This is a genomic window from Afipia sp. P52-10 (assembly GCF_000516555.1).
Classification (GTDB): domain Bacteria; phylum Pseudomonadota; class Alphaproteobacteria; order Rhizobiales; family Xanthobacteraceae; genus P52-10.
Genome location: NZ_AZSJ01000007.1, coordinates 173,504 through 193,398, shown reverse-complemented (window position 1 = coordinate 193,398; position 19,895 = coordinate 173,504). Strand labels below are relative to the sequence as shown.

Genomic DNA, 19,895 nt, shown 5'->3' with positions numbered 1-19,895 from the left:
TCCGTCGCGCGAAAACCAAACAGGCAAGAACCGATCAAGCGTGCATCCGGCGGAACGGTGCCGCCGGATGCACCTTGCGTCACTTCTTGACCAGCGGGCAGACGCTCTTGTCGAGCGGGATGAACGCCTCATCCGCCGGGATGGTCGCAACCAGCTTGTAGTAATCCCACGGGTACTTGGATTCCGACGGCTTCTTCACCTCGAACAGGTAAGCGGGATGGATTTTGCGGCCGTCGACGCGGATGGAGCCCTTGCCGAACAGCGGGTCGTCGGTCGGCATCTCCTTCATCTTAGCAACCACCTTGGCGCCGTCATGCGGGTTGCCGCCAAGCGCCTCCAGCGCCTTCAGATAATGCAGCACGGACGAATAGACACCGGCATGGACCATGGTCGGCGGCGACTTCTTGTGGCGCTCGTTGAAGCGCTTGGTGAAGGCGCGGGTATCGTCGTTCATGTCCCAGTAGAACGTTTCGGTGAAGTTCAGCCCCTGCGCCACATTCAGGCCGAGCGCATGGACGTCGGTGATGAACATCAGCAGCGCCGCGAGCTTCTGGCCACCGGAGACGATGCCGAACTCCGCCGCCTGCTTGATGGCGTTGGTGGTGTCGCCGCCGGCGTTGGCCAAGCCGATGATTTTCGCCTTCGAGGATTGTGCCTGCAGCAGGAACGAGGAGAAATCCGAGGTGTTCAGCGGGTGGCGCACTGCGCCGAGCACCTTGCCGCCAGCCGCCTTGACCACGTCGCCGGTGTCGCGCTCGAGCGCATGGCCGAATGCGTAGTCGGCGGTCAGGAAGAACCAGCTGTCCCCGCCTGCCTTCACCAGCGCCTTGCCGGTGCCGTTGGCGAGCATGTAGGTGTCGTAAACCCAGTGGATCGTATTCGGCGAACATTGCGCGCCGGTCAGGTCAGAGGCAGCCGAGCCGGAGTTCATGTTGACGACGTTCTTCTCCTTGGCGACGGCGGCGACCGCGAGACCGACGCCGGAGCTCGCCAGATCGACGAACGCATCGACCTTTTCGACGTCGATCCATTGCCTGGCAATGTTGGCGCCGACGTCGGGCTTGTTCTGATGGTCGGCGGAGATGACAGTGATATTCCAACCCTTCTTGTTCAGGCCGGAATCATCGATCGCCATCTGCGCAGCAACGATCGATCCGGCACCGCCGATATCGGCATAGATACCCGCCTGGTCGCCCAGGCTGCCGATCTTCACGTTCTTGTCCAGGGTCTGCGCAAACGCGCTGCCTGCGAACACCAGCGCGCTGGTGACCACAAGCATGGAGAGAGACTTCCTCATGTGTGCTCCTTGGTGCTTCCTGTTTGTTATCGTGGTTCAGACGCCGAGATAGTTGTGCAGCTTCTCCATGTTGGCCTGGAGTTCGCTGTTGGCGAAGGTATCAATAATTTTTCCATGCTCCATGACGTAGAACCTGTCGGCGAGCGTGGAGGCGAAACGAAAGTTCTGTTCGACCAGTAGAATGGTGAAGCCCTGCTGCTTTAAACGGGCGATGGTCTTGCCGATCTGCTGGATGATCACCGGCGCGAGTCCCTCGGTGGGCTCGTCGAGCATCAGGAAGCGCGCGCCGGTGCGCAGGATACGCGCGATCGCCAGCATCTGCTGCTCGCCGCCGGACAGCTTGGTGCCCTGGCTCGATAGCCGCTCCTTGATGTTCGGAAATAACTCGAAGATCTGTTCCAAAGACAGTCCGCCCGGACGCACCTGCGGCGGCAGCATCAAATTCTCGCGCACGTCGAGGGAGGCAAAGATGCCGCGCTCCTCCGGACAGAACGCGATGCCGCGGCGGGCGATCTTGTCGGAGGCGGTGCGGATGATCTCCTTGCCCTCGAACACGACCGAGCCGCGCCGCTTCGCAAGGATGCCCATGATCGCCTTCAGCGTCGTGGTCTTGCCAGCGCCATTGCGACCAAGCAGCGTCACCACTTCGCCGGGTCTCACGTCGAAGGTGACACCGTGCAGGATGTGCGATTCACCGTACCAGGCTTCGAGGTTTTCCACCCGTAGCACCGCATGCGCCGACGGCGCGGCCTGCGGCGGCGGACTGTTCGGTGCAAGAGTGCGGGCAGCCGACTGACTAACCATGACCTGCTCCGAGATAGGCTTCCTTCACGCGCTCGTCCTTGGCCAGATCAGCGTAGTTGCCCTCAGCCAGGACGCGGCCGCGGGTCAATACGGTGATGACGTTCGAGAGGCTGGAGACCACGCTGAGATTGTGCTCGACCATCAAGATCGTGTGGTTCTTGGCGATGCGCTGGATCAGCGCCGCGATCTTATCGATGTCTTCGTGGCCCATGCCGGCCATCGGCTCGTCCAGCAGCATCATCTCCGGATCGAGCGCGAGGGTGGTCGCAATCTCAAGCGCGCGCTTGCGGCCATACGGCATCTCGACCGCCACAACGTTGGCGAAGGCATCGAGACCGACATCGTTCAACAGCGCGTGCGCACGCGCGTTGAAACGGTCGAGCACCGCTTTCGAGCGCCAGAAATCGAAGGAATTGCCGTGCTGCCGCTGAAGGGCGACGCGAACGTTTTCCAACGCCGTGAGGTGCGGAAACACCGCTGATATCTGAAACGACCGCACCAGGCCGAGCCGCGCGATATCGGCCGGCTTCAGCGTGGTGATATCTTCGCCGTTATAGAGGATTTCGCCGCGCGACGGCTGCAGAAACTTCGACAGCAGATTGAAGCATGTCGTCTTGCCTGCGCCGTTTGGGCCGATCAGCGCATGGATATGGCCCCTGCGCACGCGAAGATTGACATCGTGAACCGCCACGAAGCCGGCGAATTCCTTCGTCAGCCCGCGGGTTTCGAGAATAAACTCGCCGCTCAATCAGCATTCCCCTTGCAACCTCGCGGCCCAGCGTCGAGCCGGAAGAGGTTCCTTAAACGCACATCCCTTCACCGCATCCCGTCTTGCGCGGGGGTGGAGCTTTGGCTCTCGGTCGAACGCGGCTGGCGAAATATGCGTTGAATATCAACCGCACTGCAAGCCGTATTGCTGGGCAAGATTCACCCTTTGTCGTCCTCCATTAGTGGTAGACGGTTCCGCCCTGAGCGTTTCATCACGCAAAAACAATCGTTTGGTGCATGAAATCGGGCGAATGCCTGTCCTTGTGGCGACGGCCTCAAGCGACGGGGATCAGGCTTCCGGCAGCCCTGCGTGCATCCCGCCGAATTGACTGCGAATGCCGGTCGCATGCGCCAGCCGTCGCCGCCGCAGAGTACGCACGGGCACGGTTCCGCGCGTTTGTCGCGGCGAATGGCCTCGCCGCACTCGATCAATTTTCTCGGCCTGACTTCTGTCCATCGTCAACTGAATCGACTAAGCACAGCTGCTCTCATCTTTCAGTCATTTCAAAGCGGCCTTCGCGTCGCTCAAATGGTTTTGTCATCATGCATTTTGAAAGTGCCACGCCATCTATCGTGCGATCGATTCGTCAGCGTGATTTTCTGAACGAGTGGATTCGTCTCTATATGCGGACGCAGCAGCTTCCGGTTCGCAATGCATTCCTGCCCGCCCGGATCGAAGATGAGATGCCCGAGCTGGTGTTCTATGATGTCGAGACGGTCGACGGCGTGCCGCATTATCGCATCACCCATGAAGGCGACCGACTGATCGACTCCTACGGCGTCTCAGGAATCGACCGCGTGCTCCAGGAGACGATCGACCCTGCCGTGTGGTTCTATCTGGAGCCGATCTATCAAACCTGCATCGCGACCCGTCTGCCGATCTATACGATCTTCAATGTCGACGACATCGAAGGCCGCCGCGTCGACTATGAGCGTCTGCTCCTGCCGTTCGGCGAAGCAGGCAGGGTCATCAACATGATCGCATCGCTGAAATCGATCTCGTCGGAAGGCCGCTTCGTCAACAAGGACCTGATGCGACCGGCCGATCACGATCCGCAATACACCCTGCGCGCGGTAATCGACCGCGATCTCGTGCATCGGATGCCGCCGCGACGCGGCGGCGACGACAACGTGATCGACATGTGATCAAAACGACGCAGGCAACCAACGCAAGCTGGACACGCGAAAGGCCCGAGCCGGCATCACCGGATCGGGCCTTCGCTATCATTATCTGGCACGTAGCAGCGTCGTGTCGCCGGTTCAGACGACCGACGACATGCCACCATCGACGTTGGTGGCAGTGCCGGCGATGAACCCGCCCTGCTCGGATGCCAGGAAGCAGGCGATGTTGGCGAATTCCTCCGCCTTGCCGGGCCGGCCGAGCGGGATCGTCTTCGCGCGCTGCGCCATGTACTCGTCGATCGGGATGTTGGCGCGCTTGGCCGACTGCACATGCTGATCCGCCTCGATGATACCCACCAACAAGGCATTGACCAGCACGTTATGCGGCGCGCCCTCGCCTGCCAGCACCTTCGTCAGCGCCATGCCGGCGGCCCGCGTCACCGAGGTCGGCGCGCTGGCCGCCCGCGGTGCCTTGGCGCCGATATTGAGCACGTTGATGACGCGGCCCCATCGCCGCTCCTTCATCTGCGGCCAGACCAGCCGTGTCATGCGGATCGCTGCAAACAGTTTCTGGTCGAGATCCTCCTGCATGCGCTCGTCGGTGAGCGTCTCGAACGCCCCGGCGCGCGAGACGCCCGCATTGTTGACCAGGATGTCGACCTTGCCGAAGGTCTTCATCGCCTCGTCATAGATGCGCTTCACCTCGTCAGCCTTCGACACGTCGCCAGCGACACCTGCGATCTTGCCGCGCGCATTGCCGCCCTTAGTGGACGCGGCACCTGCGGCGATCGATGCCACCGCCGCGTCGAGCGCCTCGCGGCCGCGGGCGCAGATCATCACATCTGCGCCCGAGTTCACGAACCGCGTCGCGATCGCATAGCCAAGTCCCTTGCTGCCGCCGGTGACGATGGCCGTACGGCCTGCGAGAGAAATTTCCATGACGTTCCTCCAGGATTGACGGGGTTATGCGGCAGCAACTTCGGCAAGCGGCGGGGCGCTTAGCACCTTGCAGTCCGCGGCGAAGGTCAGCGGAGCGTCGGTGCGCGCCTGCAGCTCGTCGCGGGACAGCCCTTCGGCAATCTCGCGCACCAGCACGCCGGACGCATTGATCTCCATTACCGCCAGATCGGTATAGATGCGCTTGACGCAGCGCTGGGCCGTCAGCGGCAGCGTACACTTCTTGACGATGCGGGCACCGCCGGAGCGCGTGTTGTGCTCCATGATGACCCACACAGACTTCGCGGCTGCGGCAAGATCCATCGCGCCGCCGACCAGCGGTCCTTTGTTCGGGATCTTCATGTCCCAGTTAGCGAGGTCGCCATTCGCCGCTACCTCGAACGCGCCGAGCACCGTCACGTCGATATGGCCGCCGCGGATCATCGAGAACGACCACGGCGAATCGACGATCGCAGCACCCCGCCGCAACGTGATCTGCCGGCTGCCCGCATCGACGAGGTCACTGTCGGCAGCCTCCGGCGAAGCAAGCGGGCCGACGCCGATGACGCCGTTCTCTGACTGGAAGAACACGTCGAGTCCGGCCGGAACGTAATCGGCGACCGAGACCGGCAGGCCGAGACCGAGATTGACGAGCGATCCGTCGGTGATGTCCTGCGCAGCGCGCCATGCCATCTGGCTACGATTGAGCGGCTTCATTTACTTGGCCTCCGGCGCAACGAAAACACGATCCACATAAACACCCGGGAGCTGCACGCGCTCGTGCGGCGTTGGCTCGCTGCGGAATTCACGCACCTCCGCGACCGTCAGCTTCGCCGCAGTCGCCATCGCCGCGCCGAAGTTCATCTGCGCGAAACGGAAGGTGAGGTTGCCATAAGTGTCGGCGGTGTCCGCTCGGATGATAGCGAGGTCGGCGGTGATCGCCTGCTCCAGCACGTATTCACGATCCCCGAATACGCGCACCTCCTTGCCTTTCGTCAGGTCGGTGCCGACGCCGACCGGCGTGAAGAACGCCGGAATGCCAGCGCCGCCAGCGCGAATCGCTTCTGCGAAGGTGCCTTGTGGCAGGCACTGCAACTCGATCTTGCCTTCCTTCCAGAGCTTCTCGAACGGCGACAGCTCCTTGCCCGGACCGCGCGCGGCGCTGCAGATCACCTTGCGCACGAGGCCTGCCTCGATCAGCTCATGGGTGAACGACAACCGATGGGTCGCCGAGTTCACCACCAGCGTCAAGTTCTTCGGCGCGCGCTTGACCAGTTCGCGGATCAAGACGTTCGGAAATCCGGCGCCGCCGAAACCCGAAATCATCACGGTCGAACCGTCGCGGACATCCGCCAGCGCTTCTTGCGCGGAGCCGACATGTTTATTGATAGGCATAGTTCTCCAAGCCTTTGGCGTCGAGCCGCGTCCCGCTCAGTGAATCCGGTCAGCGTAGGGACGAGGCTCCCGCGTCGTTTTTCGCATCGCGCTCTGATCGCAAAACCGGTTCACACTTTTGCGGAGCGCACGCTCAGTTGTTTTTCATTCGCCGTTGAGAGCTCCAGCCGGTCGGCCGGTCACGAGGCGTGTCGCGAAAAGACATTAGGACATTGCACTCCATCGGCACAAGACAAGCCGCGTTCCGCGCAAAGGACTACTGCGACAACCAGGCACTTCTCTTGCCGCCTGACGGCACGAAACGCCGTTGCGCGCGCCGATGCATCGCTCGCATGCAGGGCTTCATCACGCCTTGGCTTTTCGGACGTCGACTTCGGCCTTGTAAAGTTCGGGCTTGAAACCGACCAGCAGCTTGCCGCCAAGATCGAGCACCGGACGCTTGATCATCGACGGTTGTTCCAACATCAGCGCGATCGCCTTCGTCGCGGTGAGCCCTTCCTTCTGCGCATCAGACAGTTTGCGGAAGGTGGTGCCAGCGCGGTTCAAGAGCGCCTCCCAGCCAAGCTGCTTGACCCAGTTCTCCAGCCGCTTTTTGTCGATGCCGGCGGTCTTGTAGTCGTGGAAGTCGTAGGCCACGCGATGGCTGTCGAGCCAGGCACGTGCCTTCTTCATCGTATCGCAGTTCTTGATGCCGTAGATCGTCGTCATGCCATCGTTTCCTGTTGCGCGATGATGTCGCGCTGAGCTCGTGGTTTGCTTCCAACATGGGACATCTGGCGCAGCAAGCCGACCTGCACATGGCGGAATCAACGAACCTTCAGCAGCATATAACGGCGTGGCGTTTGGGATGTGATCCGCTCCGCTCGATTTACACCGCCGTTCTGTCCACAGGCACCTTGCCGCCCCAGCACGAACCAATCGCGACAGCTTGACAGTCAAAGAGCGGCTTCTTAGATAACTTTACGGTTATATAAAAGGCTCAGCTTCCATGACTCCGTCCGAGCGCCTCGACCTGACCTTCGCCGCCCTCGCCGACCCGACGCGGCGCGCCATCATCGCCCGCCTCGCCTCGGGCGAAGCGTCGGTGAGCGAACTCGCCCAACCGTTCGCGATGAGCCAGCCGGCGATCTCGAAACACCTCAAGGTGCTCGAACATGCGGGCCTGATCTCGCGCAGCCGCGAGGCGCAGAAGCGTCCCTGCAAAATCGAAGCCGCCCGGCTGCAGGAAGCCAACCAATGGCTTGAACGCTACAGCGCGTTCTGGAATGCAAGCCTCGACCGGCTCGAACTGATGCTCGGCGAAGACGCCGCAAGGCCTGCCGCACCGAAGCGCGCGCCGCGCAAACCGAAACGCTGAACCCCGCAATCGCCGCACGCACCCATCAGCAGTCCTGCAGCGGCCAGCGGCCAAGTTCAATGTAGCGCGTCTGCCCTTGCAGGCTGTGGATCAGAACGAACTCCCGCACGGTCCATCGCATCGTTTCGATTTCGTGCTCGGGTACCAGCACCCGGTCGTATAGAAGCGTCATGTGCGGCGTGAAGTGGGAGTTCACCCGCGAAAGCCCGCTGCGCGTCAGGGCCAGTCCCAATGTGCGATGGAACGCACTCAGCGCAACCACATCACCACCGGCGCGTAAGACGAACGGACGCCTCGGCCGCTTGGTCCAGAAACTCACGGCCCGATCGAACACCACGTCAAAGACCGGAGCCGAGATCGAAGCCGCCGCGGTTCTGGCCATGGCGACGACGTCACCCGGCAGGCCGGAATAGGGACCGAAACCATGCAGCGAAACGTGAAATCGGTCCGGCGCGAATACCGCGCCCCGCAAACCGAGATCGGCACGACAGCGCTTCGCGAGTTCGATGATCGCCGGACAGCTCTCGCGCGGCGGCAGCAGCGCGAAGAATACGAAATCGTCAGCGAGCGGATGCTCAAAGGCCAAAGGCAATTGCAGCGGCGAATTACGCATGAATACAGCCATCCTCCAAAAGAACATACCATGAACAAAATTGTCACGCAAAGACGGAGCTGAACCTTTCGCGTCCTCTCAATACTTAGGTATTGACCTAAGTATTGATTTGATGGATAAGCGCTGCACTCAGGAGCTGATCATCGTGACGCCGCAAGCCAGCGCATCCGCCCCCAACCCGCAGCAGATCGACGGCGTGTTCCGCGCTCTGTCCGATCCGACCCGGCGCCATGTGCTGGAGCGGCTGAGTCAGAGTTCGGCGTCTGTCAGCGAGCTCGCCGCCCCATTCGAAATGGCGCTGCCGTCCTTCCTGCAGCACCTGAAGATCCTGGAAAGCAGCGGCCTCGTCCGTTCGACCAAGACCGGCCGTGTCCGCACCTACGCGCTCGCAGCCGAGCAACTGAAGCTCGCCGAGGACTGGCTGACCCGGCAGCGCCGGTTCTGGGAACGCCGCCTCGATCAGCTCGACGCCTACCTCCTCGAACTCAAGGAAAAGGAACAACCATGACCCTCCCCTTCAAGATCGACCCGAAGCTGGACCTCGTGCTGGAGCGGGAGATCGACGTGCCGCGCGAACTCATCTGGAAGGCGTGGACCACACCGGAACACCTGAAACAGTGGTTCTGCCCGAAGCCGTGGATCACCACCCACTGCGAGATCGATCTGCGTCCCGGCGGTATCTTCTCGACGGTGATGCGCTCGCCGGAAGGCCAGGAGTTTCCAAACCTCGGCTGCTACTTGGAGATCGTTCCGAACGAGCGGCTGGTGTTCACCGACACCCTGCTGCCAGGTTACCGCCCTTCGCCGAAGCCATTCTTTACGGCCGTGCTCCATCTGGAGCCGAAGGGCTCAGGCACGCGCTACACCGCAATCGCGATCCACGGCAACGAGGAGACGCGTAAGAACCACGAGCAGATGGGCTTCTACGATGGCTGGGGTACGGTGGTCGATCAGATGGTGGCCATCCTCAAGCAGGAGCAAGGACGCGCCTGAACGGATACGCTTGCAGCACCGCTTTCGGCAACCGGCGTCACCTCGCCGGTTGCACGAGAGCAACGCGCGGTCGGAGCACGACGGACTATTCAGAAAACCGCTGCCACTGTTCGCTTGCGCCTTCCTTACCCGACCAGTTCGCGAACCATTTTGCGCGGAGCACCGCTGGCCTGACCGGATAGCGCTCGTCGAGAAAGTCGGCCCGCCGGATACGGTCCATGCGGAAGGAGCGAAACTCCTGACGCAGTTCGCACCAGCCGACCAGCAGCCGCGACGCGTCAAAGTAAGCGATCACCGTCGGCCAGATCACTCGCTCGGTCTCCCGGTCTTGGTTGTCGCGATAGACCAGGGCGATCTTGCGCCCGGCCTTCACCCAGGCGCGCGCTTGCGCGACGTCGATCGCGTCAGGCGGGATCCGCCAGCCCGGCGGCGTACGCGCCGTCGCGTCGAGAATCAGCGGCCGCAGATTCTCCGGGATCGCCACCGCGATCTTCGCGATCAGGTCGCGCGCGGCACGGGCGAGCGCGACGTCGCCGTGGCCCGCCACCCACTGCGCGCCGAGCACCGCCGCCTCTATCTCGTCCGATGTCAGCATCAGCGGCGGCAGGTCGAAGCCGCCCTCCAGCACGTAGCCGATGCCCGCTTCGCCGCGGATCGGCAGCCGCTGGCCGATCAGCGCGGCGATGTCGCGATAGACGGAGCGTTTCGAAGTCTCCAGCTCCTCGGCGATGGCGGCAGCCGTCACCGGCCGGCCGGAGCGGCGGAGAATTTGAATGATCTGGAACAGGCGGTCAGCGCGTCTCATGAAGCGACCCTAGCAGTGGCATGCTGACAGCATGGTGGCAACAGTCCTTCAGTAGGGTGGCGACAGTGAACAAACCATGGACCCAACAATGCTGAAGACTTACACGGGTAGCTGTCATTGCGGCGCGGTCCGCTACGAGGCGGACATCGATCTCGCGACCGGCACCGGCCGCTGCAACTGCTCGATCTGCAAGAAGACCCGGAACTGGGCGACGATCGTCAAGCCAGACGCCTTCCGCCTGCTGACGGACGAAGACGCCCTCGCCGATTATCAATTCGGCTCCAAGAGCGCGCACCACCTGTTCTGCAAACATTGCGGCGTCCGCCCGTTCGGACGCGGCGACATCCCCGAGATCGGCGGCGCCTATGTCGCGATCCAGGTGGCGACCCTCGACAACGCCGAACCGGACGAGCTGATCGAGGCCCCGCTCAAATACTTCAACGGCCGCGACAACGACTGGTGGTCCGAGCCCGACGAAACGAGGCACCTGTGAGCACGCTGACGAACATTTTTGAAGCGACGCTCGGGCTATTCGCCAAGCTGCTTCACAAACAGGATCGTGGTCAGACCACTATTCCATTCCTCATCGGGATAGCGGCCTGCCTCCGCGTAACCGCGAGCGGCATAGAAAGCACGGCTTCCTTCATTGAACGTGTCTGTTTCCAGCCGCACGGCAGGAAATCCGGCGCGCGCGATCGCTCGCTCGGCGACATCCATCAGCCGCCCGCCGATCCCCCGGCGGGCGAAACGCGGACGGACATGCAGCGCCTCGATGAAATCGTCGTCCCAATGCACAAACCCTGCGACCTCGCCCGCAAGCTCGGCGAGCCAGAAGGCAAGTCCATGCCGCGCGACATACGTGTCTCCGTGCGCCGCACGGAGATACGCCTCTGCAGCAGCCACTGAGATGTTCGGGCGCCAGGTGCTCTCGAACGTCTCCTGCAGCACTTGGCTCAGCGCTGCGCGATCGGTCGGACCCGCCTGGCGAATGACGATCGGAATCGTCATGGCTTGCGCTCTCCTCAGCGCGGTCTGATGTCAGTGCGGCGATCGCGAGTATTGCGTTCCCGGCCGGATATCAGCCTCAGCCACGGACCAAGGTGGAAAGCGCTCATCAACACATACATCGTCATCATTCCGTTCAACATGGATGCATCCTGTCCGTTCGAGCAGAGCAGATCGGGCTGGTCGCCGCCATAGGTCGCCACCGCCATGACGGCGAAGGCCGGCGCGGCGGCGAGATGCAGCCAGCGCGTTGCCGTTTTCAGGACGGCAACGTCGCGGCTTTCCGCCCCAGCCGCATCAGACCGCGCGCTTGCAGATGGCATGGCCCCTCACCCGTTGCCGTACTCGTCATGGCGGCGCCACCAGATGCCTGCCTCGTTGCGCCCCTTGGGAGCGCGATCGAGCCAGGCATACGCGCCCCAAATGCCATCCACACCGCGCGCGTAAGCCGAGTAGCAATGGTAGATGACATCATCCTCGCGCACGAACGCACTCATGCCCGGACGATCACGGCTGTAGGCGGCGACATCTGTTCCGCAGGAGGCCGCGAGCTTCTCCTCGGCCTCTATGCCGCCGCCCGGCTGGCCGGCACGCCACTCGCGTTCCGGCTCGCGCCGATAGTTGTATTCGATCGCGCCCTGGCGCTGCTGCTCCTCGGAGAACCAGACGTTGAAGTCGGGATTGAAATCGCTGCCCGCCGACGATGCCCAGGGAAACGTCCATCCCATCCGCCGCTTGTAAGCCTGCAGTTTCTCGAGCGGGGCGCGCGACACCGCCCACAGCATGACGTCGTGATTGGCCAGATGCACCGCGAAGCCGTTGAAGCCGTCCGCAATCATCGAGCATGAGGGACAGCCCGCGGCCCAGTCCGGCCCAAACATGAAGTGATAGACGATCAACTGCGACCGCCCCTTGAACAGGCCTGCCAGCGATACGCTGCCCTCCTCGGTATCGAAGTGGTATGGCTTGTCGATTCGCACCCACGGCAGCGCCTGACGGCGCCGCGCCAGCTCGTCGCTGCGCCGCGTCAGTTCCTTCTCGGCATCGAGCAGCGCGAGCCGTTCCGACAACCACTGCTCTCGTGTTCCCGTCGTGTGTTTCATACCTTCACTCCTTGCCATGTAGCCTTCGCCGTTCGTTCGCGATACGACGTGACGTGCTGTCATGTGGTCAGGCTAGCGCCGGCCTGCGGACCGGCGAGAGTGACAAGTGTGACGGGATTTCGATGGACTCGATGATCACGGCCGCTGCGCGCGCGCTCGCCGCAGGCGATCCGATCGGCGCCTTGAAGCGGGTCGCGCTGCGCGACGACGCGCCGGCGCTGGCCCTGCGAGGCATCGCCATGGCGCAGCTCGGCGATTTGGTGCGCGCGCGAGCGCTGCTGCGCCGGGCCGCCCGCGCCTTCGGCGCGAGGGAGGCCGTCGCCCGCGCCAGATGCGTCGTTGCCGAAGCGGAAATTGCACTGGTCTCGCGTGATCTGGACTGGCCAGCCAAGATGCTCGAAGCGGCCCGCATGACTCTCGAAGCGCACGACGACCAGCTGAACGCTGCCCATGCCCGGCATCTCGAGATTCGCCGGCTGCTTTTGATCGGACGCCTCGACGAGGCGGAGCAAGCGCTTGCCGGAGTGGCTTCGGCATCCCTGCCGCCGGCGCTGAGGGCTGCGCAGGAGCTGATCGTTGCGGGGATCGCGATCCGCCGCCTCCGGGCCAAGACCGCTCGCGCAGCCCTGACGCGGGCTCAGCGCGCGGCACGCAACGCCCGGATTCCCGCGCTGAGCGCGGAGATCGATACCGCAACCCTCGCCCTGAACACGCCCGCCGCCCGTCTGATCGCAAAGCGCCGCGAACGATTGCTGCTGCTTGGGGATGTCGAAACGCTGCTGGCGTCCAACGCGCTGATCATCGACGCCTGCCGCCATGCCGTCCGCAATGGAGGCACGATGATCCCGCTTGCGCGGCGGCCGGTGCTGTTTGCGCTCGCTCGCGCGCTGGCGGAATCCTGGCCCGACGACATCTCACGCGAGGCGCTGCTCGCGCGCACATTCCGCGCCAAGCATGCCGACGAGTCGCACCGCGCCCGGCTGCGGGTCGAGATCGGACGCCTGCGCGCGGTGCTGCGGCCGCTCGCCGGTGTCAGCGCCACCAAGCAGGGATTCATCCTGGTGCCGCGACGGGTCCGCGAGGTGGTCGTGCTGGCGCGGCCTGTCGAGGACGAGCACGCGGCGGTGCTCGCCTTTCTTGCGGACGGAGAGTCATGGTCGAGCTCGGCGCTGGCGCTCGCTCTCGGCGCCAGCCAGCGCACTGTGCAACGCGCACTCGATCAGCTCGCCGCGGCAGGCAAGGTGCAACCCTTCGGCCGTGGGCGCGCACGGCGATGGATGACCCCGCCGGTGCCTGGATTCACGTCCGCATTGTTACTCCCTGCACCGCTGCCGGGTGGCTAGGATCGTTTCAGGCAACAGACAACAGGGATGCCCTCTATGAAACGATCAGCAGCCGATATCATCCAAGAATACGGTCCCTTTCCAAGCTCCGATCAGGTGCATGGCGTAACGTTCGATGGCCAGCACGTTTGGTTCGCGTCCGGAGACCGGCTCAATGCCCTCGATCCGGCGAGCGGAAAGACGGTACGCGCGATCGAAGTCGCCGCGCATGCAGGCACGGCCTTCGACGGCCGCCATCTGTTCCAGATCGCCGAAGAACGGATCCAGAAAATCGACCCGAAAACCGGCCGCGTGCTTGCTACCATCCCGGCGCCGGGTGGCGGCGGCGATTCAGGCCTCGCATGGGCTGAAGGCACGCTCTGGGTCGGTCAATATCGCGAGCGGAAGATCCATCAGATCGATCCCGATACCGGCAACATCCTGCGCACCATCCCCTGCAGCCGCTACGTCACCGGCGTCACCTGGATCGATGGCGAACTCTGGCACGGCACCTGGGAAGGCGATGAAAGCGATGTGCGGCGCATCGACCCGCACACCGGCGACGTGCTCGAACGGCTCGACATGCCGCCCGGTGCCGGCGTATCCGGCCTCGAGTCGAACGGCACCGACCAGTTCTTTTGCGGCGGCGGCAACAGCGGCAAAGTACGCGTCGTGCGCAAGCCGAAGCGCTGACTGGCGACATCCGCCTGGACCGGGATGCAAGGCCATCGCGCCTTCAACGGATGGCCGCGCATCCTCGAAAATACATGCTGGCAAGGCCGTTCGTGCCTGACTTCAGCGGCAACAGCACGGCCACGTCATGCCGACGGCCCCCACGCGATCGCTTGCGCCAACATGCCCGAGCAAAGGCCGCATCAGCCTTGACAGGCATCTGGCCAAATGTTCTCATTATGTTCTTTTCGGAGGCCTGACGAAGAAGGTCAGGCGAATACATGTATTTCGAGCACTATGGGGGATTGCAATGGGGCTGCCAGGATTGCGGCGCGTAGGGTTGGCTGCAATGATTGTCGTGGCGATAGTTGCGACGTTTATCTCTTTCAGCACCAGCGGCTTTACGCAAACCCCGCCGGGCCGGATCGACGAGGCGTTGCAGAATATCACGACCTTGGTCCGGCCAGGCAAGGTTGGCTACGCGACCTTCTGGGACGGCAACAAGTACGTGCAGTGCCGTCGCCTGCCGAGCCGGGAAATGCGTTGCGAAGCAGCCGGCACCGTCATGCAGCCCTCGCTCGCGAGTGTGTTGCGCGGTGACAAGCTGACAGGGCTGACGGCGCTGGGGTGGACCCTCGATCCGAGCTTCGGCAATTACGCGCGTGCATTTCCGGCGGATATGCCCACCGCAGAGATGACGGCTCATATCTTACGGACGTTGACGGAGGTCTATGATGCCGACGGCGCGAGCGTGGAGGTCAACACGCACTGGGTGGCCGACGTGCCCTGCCCGCCACGCAACGGGTTCACGCAAAATCTCGCAGGGATGGTGAGTGACGCGCCCTCGATGCAAGCAACCGCAATCCACGCGTGCTTCTACAAATCAACCGAAACGACGCCGCAGATCGCCAAATCCGCGGCAGATGTGGTCGCCGTGTATGGTCAGCGGGCTGCTGCCGAAATCCAGCGGCTGCGCGTCAATGCAACGCGCCGCATCTTCGTCGTCTTCGATGCCGGTATCGGATACGTGCAATGCGCCCCGGAAACTGCACCGCTGGCGGTCTACTGCGAGGCGCAATCTGCAGAGAGCTGGCCGGCGCTTGCCAGCGTCCTGACGCCGAACGGCTCGCGAAATTGAAGGGCGCAGGCTACGCCGATCCCGGCCGCGCGCCCAACTACTGGAAGAGCTATCCCGGCGACACGTTCACCAATGCAGCCATCGCCGCCGAGCTTTTGACCATCCTGCACGAGGTGTACGGCTACAACGGTGCGATGCAGCTTAAGATCGAGACGGAGTAGCACAGCCTGGCGGCGGCCTTTGCGTGAAGCCATCTTCTTCTCCAAACGAAGAAGCAAGGAGTGGCGCTAAAGCGATGAGATTGAGGTGAATTATCTCGCGCTTCAACACATTGTTGAAGCGTGATCCTCGGGCCGGCCGCGAGGACCAGCCTTTCCGAAAAGCCGCTGCACGCTTTGCGCTGACGCGGCCGTTCCGGTCTGGATCATGCTATCCCTCCCGCCCCGATCATCTCCACCCGCGCGGCATGCCGGCCGCCCTCGAACTGGGCGGTCAGGAACGCATCCACAATATCGAGTGCCAGTCCTTCACCCACCACGCGCGCGCCAAGCGACAGCATGTTGGCATCGTTGTGCTGGCGGATCATGCGGGCGGAAAATGTGTCAGCGCAGACACCGCAACGAATACCCTTGATCTTGTTCGCCGCCATCGTGATGCCCTGGCCGGTGCCGCATAGAATGACGCCAAAGCGGCAATCGCCGGAGGCGACGAGCCTCGCCGCCGCTTCACCGTGCTGAGGATAGTGCGTGCTCTCCGGCGTCGTCGGCCCGATATCGACGACCACCAGCCGCGTGCCGCAATATGCGCGGCAAGAACCTGCCGGAGCGGAATGGCGGCGTGGTCGCTGGAGAGAACGATGCGGTTGCTGGCTGTCATGGAAAAGTCATCTCCTCACCCAAATCACGTTGGCAAACTTACAGGGTGAGCAGCAGCGGACGGTGATCCGACACCTCGGGCTGCTCCACCACATCGAATCCCAGAACATCGACCCGGTCGTTCACCAACATGTAGTCAGCGTAGCGTCCGGATTTGCGATAATGCGAGGTGCGGGTGTCCGTGAACCCCCGTCCGGTGACGAGATCGCGCAGGCCGATCCTCGCGAAAACCTCAAACATCCGGCTCGAAGGTTCGATGTTGAAATCGCCGCAGACGACGAGCGGGTCATCCGCATCGGCAACCTTCTGAATCAGGTGAACGAACCGCTCAGCCTGAGCCAGCCGCTCGGGAGTATCCATTTTTCCGGCGAGATCTCGCAGCCCGTGCATGTGAGCGATCACGATCGGTTTATCGCGCTCGATATCGTAGAGCTTGAAGACATGAGCGTTCCGCGACCGCGGATGATCCCCATAGCCGTGCGCGGAGAAGTTTTTGTGCACGAAACCTTGCGCCTTGCCGATGATCGGAAGGTCCGACCGCACGAAGGTCGCCAGCCCCCATTGGGATGGAATGGCTTTGTCCTCGTCCCAAAGCACACCTTGAGCTGCCGGGAAGAAGTACGCTGCATGATCCGGGAGGACCTCGCACACGTCACGGAAAAAGTTGGCGCGTTGTGGAAGCTTATGGTCTCCGTCGCGATAAGTCAGCCAGGGCTTGTTCGAAGCCGGACTGTGAACAACCTCCTGGAGGCACAGGACGTCCGGACGCACCTGTTGGAGATAAGCCTGAACGGCTTCGAACAGAGCGCCGCCCCAGCCGTTCAAGCACATGATCTGCACCGTCAACCTCATGGGATGTGGCCGGTGGCGGCCAGCGGATTTCGCATTGAGCTCGAACGAACGGCTCTCGCCTCTTGCGGCTCGGGAGCTTTTGGCCGTGGCGCGCTGATTAACCGGCCATACGGTAGGGCCATTCAGAAATCGACCAGCACCGCATGCCCGCGCAACGTTCCGCCGCTCCGACCGAAACTGCTCCCCTCACTCCCTCGATTGCGCTAAATTTAGGTAAGACATTGACATATATAGGTTTTTTCGTTGTCGCACAGAAAGCCGGCCCATGGGCCGTCAAAACCGTTACAGTTTTGATTTCAAAAGAAAAATTCGCACGAAAATTTTTATGCGGTTTCGGCATCTATCGAAGCCGATCGCCTTTCCAGACCCACTGATCGGCCAAAGACGTCCCTCAGGAAGCGGAGGCCCCGCAGGCGGTAGCGGCGGAATAGTCAGAGCCAGCGGCGAACCTCGGTCTTGTAGCGGAGGTATTCGTCGCCGAACTTCGCTTCGAGATAGCGCTCCTCGCGGGCGATCACCTGCGTCTGGATTGCGATCAGCACCAACGGGAGCAAAGCGAAGGCGATCGGCCCGTCGAAGCCGATCGCGACGCCCCCATAGATGAGCGCCATGCCGAGATACATGGGATTGCGGGTCCACCGATAAGGACCGGTCGTTGCGATGAGGGTCGTTGGCTGCGACGGCCCAACGTTGGTGCCCAACCGCCGGAACAGCCCCGCCGCCGCAAGCATCACCGCCGCGCCGGCAACGAACAGCAGCGCGCCTGCCGCGATCAGCAACCGCCAGTCGATGCCGAAAGAGCGCAGGGTGACGAACCGCTCCGCCGCCAGCCCCAACAGTAGCGCTCCCAGATAGATGAAGGGCGGAGGCAAGCGCACACCCGCGCTGTCCGGTTCGACGGCCATGTTCATCTCCAATCTGTGCTCTCAAACCAGCATCGACTGCTGGGCGAAGATGCCCGCCATCGCGCCTTGCCATGATGCCGTGGTGACCGAGGGCATTCCGGGGTTGGCGAGGTCGCCGGCGGCGTAGATGCCGGGCATGCTGGTCTCGCGGCGCTCGTCGACCTTGAGGGCGATGCCGGTTGGCGTATCGACAGTGGCGAGGCCCAGTGAGTCATGCAGAGTTGCGGATGGCTTGTTGCGCGGATGCGCGAACAGGATGTCGACCGCGATATCGGGGCCGGTATCGAGCTTGATGATGGCGCCATGGCCTCCGGGACGGGCGATCCCGGCGATCCCGCCGTCGACGACAGGTATGTTGCGACGCGCGAGATCGGCCCGGATATCCGGCGGAATGTCGTGACGATCAGCGAAGAGCGTCAACCTGTCGGTCCAATCGTGGAACAGCCTAGCCTGATTGTGCGATTGCCGACCGGACCAGACGAGGCCCCAATGTTGGCCGGCGACTTCAAAGCCGTCGCAATAGGGACAAGGCACGATGGAGGTGCCCCAGGCTTCGGCAAAGCCCGGAACATCAGGCATCTGGTCGACGATGCCATAGCTCAGGATCAGGCGGCGCGCCTTAAGGTTTTCGCCATCGCTCGTGCGGACGGAGAAATCGTCGATGGCACCGGAGACGCTGTCGGCCCGGGCATTGACCAGCCTGATCGTGGGGTAGCGGTTCAGCTGCTGCCGCGCCTCGGCCAGGATGTCCAGCGGTGGTTTGTGATCATGGCCGAGCAGACCATGCGAATGGCCGGCGAAGCGATTGCGCGGCAGGCCGGTATCGAGAACGGTGACCTTGCGGCGGGCACGGCCGAGCTGCAGCGCGGCGGCGAGACCGGCAAAGCTGCCGCCGATGATGATGACGTCATCCATGGTGACAGGCTCCTTGTTGTGGATGGATGAGGATGGGCCGGACCTGGCGGTGGCCGGGGTGCGGGCGATGCCGATGGCGGAAAGCACAGCGGCCAGCTTCAGCAGGGTTCGTCGTTGCATGGCTCTCTCGTGTTTCAGTCCGGCGATCGTCCGACGCACGCGCTTGCATATTTCAGAAACTGCATGGTATCGTAATTCTCGAATTACGATACTGTCAAGGACCATAATTTTCGTGACCGAAAATCGCCAAGGCCGGCGCGGCCGGCCCCCAAACCAAGCGCTTGGCCAAGCGATCGTCGGCGCCGCGAGCGAACTCTTTGTGGAATTGGGTTTTCAAGCGACGACCCTGGACAAGGTCGCCCAGCGAGCGAAAATCTCGAAGCTCAGCATCTATCGGCACTTCGAGAACAAGGAGGCACTGTTCGGCGCGGCCATCGCGGCCCATTGCCATCAGTTTGCACCTCTGGCCCTTGTTGAAGGGGTCGAGGGATCGGCCGAAGATCAGCTCATGGCGGTGGGAGCATCCCTGCTTCGCGCGCTGCTGAGCCCGGACGTCCGCAGTGTCGAGGCCATGATCATGGCCGACAAGACGAACCAAAAGTCGCTAAGCAAACTCCTTTACGAGGCCGGCGCCGCCCATGTTATCGCCCAAATCGAGGCCCTGTTGCGTCAGATGCATGCGAAGGCAGTATTAAAGGTGCCCGATCCTCACCAGTCCGCCCGCTTGTTTGCCGCGCTTTTCAAAGGATCCGATCTCCTGATGATCGCACGCTTCGATGAGGCGAGAGCAGAGGACGACAACGAAATCGAAGCCTATTGCCGATCGGCCGTCGCCATGTTCATTGCCGCGCACGGTGGCAACGACCACGCGGGCGGATAAGCATCTGACTGCTCCGGACAGCTTGGCCGGGACCGTGGTCCAGGCGCTTCGCCATGTTGGGCCGGCGCGTGCGGCCGAGCTTGCACAGATCGCGGCACCTCATCTTTCCGCCCACGACAAAAAGGCGCTCGCACCTACCGCGGTTCAAGCTCCCGCCTGGATGCGGTCGACACTTCTCTCCATCGCAAATCCAGCAAC

At 62.7% G+C, this 19,895-nt stretch carries 25 protein-coding genes and 1 pseudogene; 10 read left to right on the top strand and 16 right to left on the bottom strand.

Features of this window, described 5'->3' with window-relative positions:
• Positions 1–79 precede the first annotated feature (79 nt).
• From X566_RS18135 to X566_RS18125, 3 genes are read right to left on the bottom strand one after another with little or no spacing between them, the layout of a single operon-like run.
• Positions 80–1,279: an ABC transporter substrate-binding protein gene (locus X566_RS18135; protein WP_409337838.1), complete on the bottom strand. Its 1,200-nt coding sequence runs from the start codon at positions 1,277–1,279 to the stop codon at positions 80–82.
• 54 nt (positions 1,280–1,333) lie between these two features.
• Positions 1,334–2,101 (bottom strand): ABC transporter ATP-binding protein, encoded by a 768-nt coding sequence (locus X566_RS18130; RefSeq protein ID WP_051444324.1) that lies wholly within the window; start codon positions 2,099–2,101, stop codon positions 1,334–1,336.
• Positions 2,094–2,849: an ABC transporter ATP-binding protein gene (locus X566_RS18125; RefSeq protein ID WP_034470179.1), complete on the bottom strand. Its 756-nt coding sequence runs from the start codon at positions 2,847–2,849 to the stop codon at positions 2,094–2,096. Before X566_RS18125 ends, X566_RS18130 begins: the two co-directional genes overlap by 8 nt.
• Positions 2,850–3,106: 257 nt before the next feature.
• On the opposite strand from X566_RS18125, the gene X566_RS24800 reads away from it, so the two are divergent.
• A complete protein-coding gene (locus tag X566_RS24800) occupies positions 3,107–4,015 on the top strand; it encodes a hypothetical protein (RefSeq protein ID WP_152539968.1) in 909 nt (302 codons plus the stop codon).
• Positions 4,016–4,129: 114 nt separating this feature from the next.
• Here X566_RS24800 and X566_RS18115 read toward each other — a convergent pair whose 3' ends face one another.
• From X566_RS18115 to X566_RS18100, 4 genes are all read right to left on the bottom strand, one after another.
• Complete coding sequence (locus X566_RS18115; RefSeq protein ID WP_034470172.1) at positions 4,130–4,930, bottom strand: SDR family oxidoreductase; 801 nt, start codon at positions 4,928–4,930, stop codon at positions 4,130–4,132.
• A 24-nt stretch (positions 4,931–4,954) separates the two neighbouring features.
• Positions 4,955–5,644 carry a 3-oxoacid CoA-transferase subunit B gene (locus X566_RS18110; RefSeq protein ID WP_051444322.1) on the bottom strand — a complete coding sequence of 230 codons (690 nt, stop codon included), beginning with the start codon at positions 5,642–5,644 and terminating at the stop codon, positions 4,955–4,957.
• Positions 5,645–6,322 carry a CoA transferase subunit A gene (locus X566_RS18105; RefSeq protein ID WP_034470169.1) on the bottom strand — a complete coding sequence of 226 codons (678 nt, stop codon included), beginning with the start codon at positions 6,320–6,322 and terminating at the stop codon, positions 5,645–5,647.
• 345 nt (positions 6,323–6,667) lie between these two features.
• Positions 6,668–7,030 (bottom strand): ArsC family reductase, encoded by a 363-nt coding sequence (locus X566_RS18100; protein WP_034470167.1) that lies wholly within the window; start codon positions 7,028–7,030, stop codon positions 6,668–6,670.
• 280 nt (positions 7,031–7,310) lie between these two features.
• Here X566_RS18100 and X566_RS18095 point away from each other — a divergent pair, with 280 nt between their 5' ends.
• Positions 7,311–7,679, top strand: coding sequence for a helix-turn-helix transcriptional regulator (locus tag X566_RS18095; RefSeq protein ID WP_034470164.1), 369 nt, complete (start codon positions 7,311–7,313; stop codon positions 7,677–7,679).
• A gap of 25 nt (positions 7,680–7,704) precedes the next feature.
• Here X566_RS18095 and X566_RS18090 read toward each other — a convergent pair whose 3' ends face one another.
• Positions 7,705–8,292, bottom strand: a complete 588-nt coding sequence (locus X566_RS18090; protein WP_081740452.1) for a 2'-5' RNA ligase family protein — start codon at positions 8,290–8,292, stop codon at positions 7,705–7,707.
• A 145-nt stretch (positions 8,293–8,437) separates the two neighbouring features.
• Here X566_RS18090 and X566_RS18085 point away from each other — a divergent pair, with 145 nt between their 5' ends.
• Together X566_RS18085 and X566_RS18080 are read left to right on the top strand one after the other, a co-directional pair.
• Entirely contained in the window at positions 8,438–8,800 is a 363-nt protein-coding gene (locus tag X566_RS18085) for a helix-turn-helix transcriptional regulator (protein ID WP_034472305.1), read from the top strand.
• Positions 8,797–9,285, top strand: a complete 489-nt coding sequence (locus tag X566_RS18080; protein ID WP_034470161.1) for an SRPBCC family protein — start codon at positions 8,797–8,799, stop codon at positions 9,283–9,285. Before X566_RS18085 ends, X566_RS18080 begins: the two co-directional genes overlap by 4 nt.
• Positions 9,286–9,370: 85 nt before the next feature.
• On the opposite strand, the gene X566_RS18075 is transcribed toward X566_RS18080, so the two are convergent.
• Entirely contained in the window at positions 9,371–10,090 is a 720-nt protein-coding gene (locus X566_RS18075) for a YafY family protein (protein ID WP_051444319.1), read from the bottom strand.
• Positions 10,091–10,178: 88 nt separating this feature from the next.
• Between X566_RS18075 and X566_RS18070 the strand changes: the two genes are divergently transcribed.
• On the top strand, positions 10,179–10,583 hold the full coding sequence (locus tag X566_RS18070) for a GFA family protein (protein ID WP_034470158.1): 405 nt from the start codon (positions 10,179–10,181) through the stop codon (positions 10,581–10,583).
• 35 nt (positions 10,584–10,618) lie between these two features.
• Here the strand turns inward: X566_RS18070 and X566_RS18065 are convergent, their stop codons facing one another.
• The 3 genes from X566_RS18065 to X566_RS18055 are packed head-to-tail and all read right to left on the bottom strand — an operon-like array spanning position 10,619 to position 12,198.
• Entirely contained in the window at positions 10,619–11,098 is a 480-nt protein-coding gene (locus X566_RS18065; protein WP_034470156.1) for a GNAT family N-acetyltransferase, read from the bottom strand.
• A 14-nt stretch (positions 11,099–11,112) separates the two neighbouring features.
• Positions 11,113–11,418: a hypothetical protein gene (locus tag X566_RS18060; RefSeq protein ID WP_244434834.1), complete on the bottom strand. Its 306-nt coding sequence runs from the start codon at positions 11,416–11,418 to the stop codon at positions 11,113–11,115.
• Positions 11,419–11,424: 6 nt separating this feature from the next.
• Positions 11,425–12,198, bottom strand: coding sequence for a DUF899 domain-containing protein (locus X566_RS18055; RefSeq protein ID WP_034470154.1), 774 nt, complete (start codon positions 12,196–12,198; stop codon positions 11,425–11,427).
• A gap of 122 nt (positions 12,199–12,320) precedes the next feature.
• Between X566_RS18055 and X566_RS18050 the strand changes: the two genes are divergently transcribed.
• The 4 genes from X566_RS18050 (at position 12,321) to X566_RS25365 (ending at position 15,491) form a co-directional block, all read left to right on the top strand.
• Entirely contained in the window at positions 12,321–13,541 is a 1,221-nt protein-coding gene (locus X566_RS18050) for a hypothetical protein (RefSeq protein ID WP_034470151.1), read from the top strand.
• Positions 13,542–13,577: 36 nt separating this feature from the next.
• Complete coding sequence (locus X566_RS18045) at positions 13,578–14,213, top strand: PQQ-binding-like beta-propeller repeat protein (protein ID WP_034470149.1); 636 nt, start codon at positions 13,578–13,580, stop codon at positions 14,211–14,213.
• A 127-nt stretch (positions 14,214–14,340) separates the two neighbouring features.
• Positions 14,341–15,330: a hypothetical protein gene (locus X566_RS18040; RefSeq protein ID WP_244434833.1), complete on the top strand. Its 990-nt coding sequence runs from the start codon at positions 14,341–14,343 to the stop codon at positions 15,328–15,330.
• The gene (locus tag X566_RS25365; RefSeq protein WP_244434832.1) at positions 15,327–15,491 is read left to right on the top strand and encodes a hypothetical protein; all 165 of its coding nucleotides are present in this window, start codon (positions 15,327–15,329) and stop codon (positions 15,489–15,491) included. The genes X566_RS18040 and X566_RS25365 overlap by 4 nt, the downstream gene beginning before the upstream one ends.
• 203 nt (positions 15,492–15,694) lie before the next feature.
• Here X566_RS25365 and rpiB read toward each other — a convergent pair.
• The 4 genes and pseudogenes from rpiB to X566_RS18020 all read right to left on the bottom strand — a co-directional run bounded on the left by rpiB (position 15,695) and on the right by X566_RS18020 (position 18,817).
• Positions 15,695–16,146, bottom strand: a pseudogene (gene rpiB / locus X566_RS18035) (ribose 5-phosphate isomerase B).
• A gap of 38 nt (positions 16,147–16,184) precedes the next feature.
• Positions 16,185–16,985, bottom strand: coding sequence for an endonuclease/exonuclease/phosphatase family protein (locus tag X566_RS18030; protein WP_034472297.1), 801 nt, complete (start codon positions 16,983–16,985; stop codon positions 16,185–16,187).
• A 443-nt stretch (positions 16,986–17,428) separates the two neighbouring features.
• A complete protein-coding gene (locus X566_RS18025) occupies positions 17,429–17,902 on the bottom strand; it encodes an isoprenylcysteine carboxylmethyltransferase family protein (protein WP_034472295.1) in 474 nt (157 codons plus the stop codon).
• A 21-nt stretch (positions 17,903–17,923) separates the two neighbouring features.
• Positions 17,924–18,817: an NAD(P)/FAD-dependent oxidoreductase gene (locus X566_RS18020; RefSeq protein WP_034472293.1), complete on the bottom strand. Its 894-nt coding sequence runs from the start codon at positions 18,815–18,817 to the stop codon at positions 17,924–17,926.
• Positions 18,818–19,049: 232 nt separating this feature from the next.
• On the opposite strand from X566_RS18020, the gene X566_RS18015 reads away from it, so the two are divergent.
• Complete coding sequence (locus X566_RS18015; RefSeq protein WP_034470146.1) at positions 19,050–19,697, top strand: TetR/AcrR family transcriptional regulator; 648 nt, start codon at positions 19,050–19,052, stop codon at positions 19,695–19,697.
• Positions 19,698–19,895: the final 198 nt, after the last annotated feature.

What these genes read in the sequence shown, in the direction of transcription:
- X566_RS18115 (WP_034470172.1), bottom strand. Translation starts at nt 4,930, where the DNA reads ATGGAAATTTCTCTCGCAGGCCGTACGGCCATCGTCACCGGCGGCAGC.
- X566_RS18100 (WP_034470167.1), bottom strand. Translation starts at nt 7,030, where the DNA reads ATGACGACGATCTACGGCATCAAGAACTGCGATACGATGAAGAAGGCA.
- X566_RS18105 (WP_034470169.1), bottom strand. Translation starts at nt 6,322, where the DNA reads ATGCCTATCAATAAACATGTCGGCTCCGCGCAAGAAGCGCTGGCGGAT.
- X566_RS18060 (WP_244434834.1), bottom strand. Translation starts at nt 11,418, where the DNA reads ATGCCATCTGCAAGCGCGCGGTCTGATGCGGCTGGGGCGGAAAGCCGC.
- X566_RS18045 (WP_034470149.1), top strand. Translation starts at nt 13,578, where the DNA reads ATGAAACGATCAGCAGCCGATATCATCCAAGAATACGGTCCCTTTCCA.
- X566_RS18050 (WP_034470151.1), top strand. Translation starts at nt 12,321, where the DNA reads ATGGACTCGATGATCACGGCCGCTGCGCGCGCGCTCGCCGCAGGCGAT.
- X566_RS18075 (WP_051444319.1), bottom strand. Translation starts at nt 10,090, where the DNA reads ATGAGACGCGCTGACCGCCTGTTCCAGATCATTCAAATTCTCCGCCGC.
- X566_RS18040 (WP_244434833.1), top strand. Translation starts at nt 14,341, where the DNA reads ATGCCGACGGCCCCCACGCGATCGCTTGCGCCAACATGCCCGAGCAAA.
- X566_RS18020 (WP_034472293.1), bottom strand. Translation starts at nt 18,817, where the DNA reads ATGGATGACGTCATCATCATCGGCGGCAGCTTTGCCGGTCTCGCCGCC.
- X566_RS18130 (WP_051444324.1), bottom strand. Translation starts at nt 2,101, where the DNA reads ATGGTTAGTCAGTCGGCTGCCCGCACTCTTGCACCGAACAGTCCGCCG.
- X566_RS18070 (WP_034470158.1), top strand. Translation starts at nt 10,179, where the DNA reads ATGCTGAAGACTTACACGGGTAGCTGTCATTGCGGCGCGGTCCGCTAC.
- X566_RS24800 (WP_152539968.1), top strand. Translation starts at nt 3,107, where the DNA reads ATGAAATCGGGCGAATGCCTGTCCTTGTGGCGACGGCCTCAAGCGACG.
- X566_RS18135 (WP_409337838.1), bottom strand. Translation starts at nt 1,279, where the DNA reads ATGCTTGTGGTCACCAGCGCGCTGGTGTTCGCAGGCAGCGCGTTTGCG.
- X566_RS18055 (WP_034470154.1), bottom strand. Translation starts at nt 12,198, where the DNA reads ATGAAACACACGACGGGAACACGAGAGCAGTGGTTGTCGGAACGGCTC.
- X566_RS18080 (WP_034470161.1), top strand. Translation starts at nt 8,797, where the DNA reads ATGACCCTCCCCTTCAAGATCGACCCGAAGCTGGACCTCGTGCTGGAG.
- X566_RS18095 (WP_034470164.1), top strand. Translation starts at nt 7,311, where the DNA reads ATGACTCCGTCCGAGCGCCTCGACCTGACCTTCGCCGCCCTCGCCGAC.
- X566_RS18110 (WP_051444322.1), bottom strand. Translation starts at nt 5,644, where the DNA reads ATGAAGCCGCTCAATCGTAGCCAGATGGCATGGCGCGCTGCGCAGGAC.
- X566_RS18090 (WP_081740452.1), bottom strand. Translation starts at nt 8,292, where the DNA reads ATGCGTAATTCGCCGCTGCAATTGCCTTTGGCCTTTGAGCATCCGCTC.
- X566_RS18065 (WP_034470156.1), bottom strand. Translation starts at nt 11,098, where the DNA reads ATGACGATTCCGATCGTCATTCGCCAGGCGGGTCCGACCGATCGCGCA.
- X566_RS18025 (WP_034472295.1), bottom strand. Translation starts at nt 17,902, where the DNA reads ATGGCCGTCGAACCGGACAGCGCGGGTGTGCGCTTGCCTCCGCCCTTC.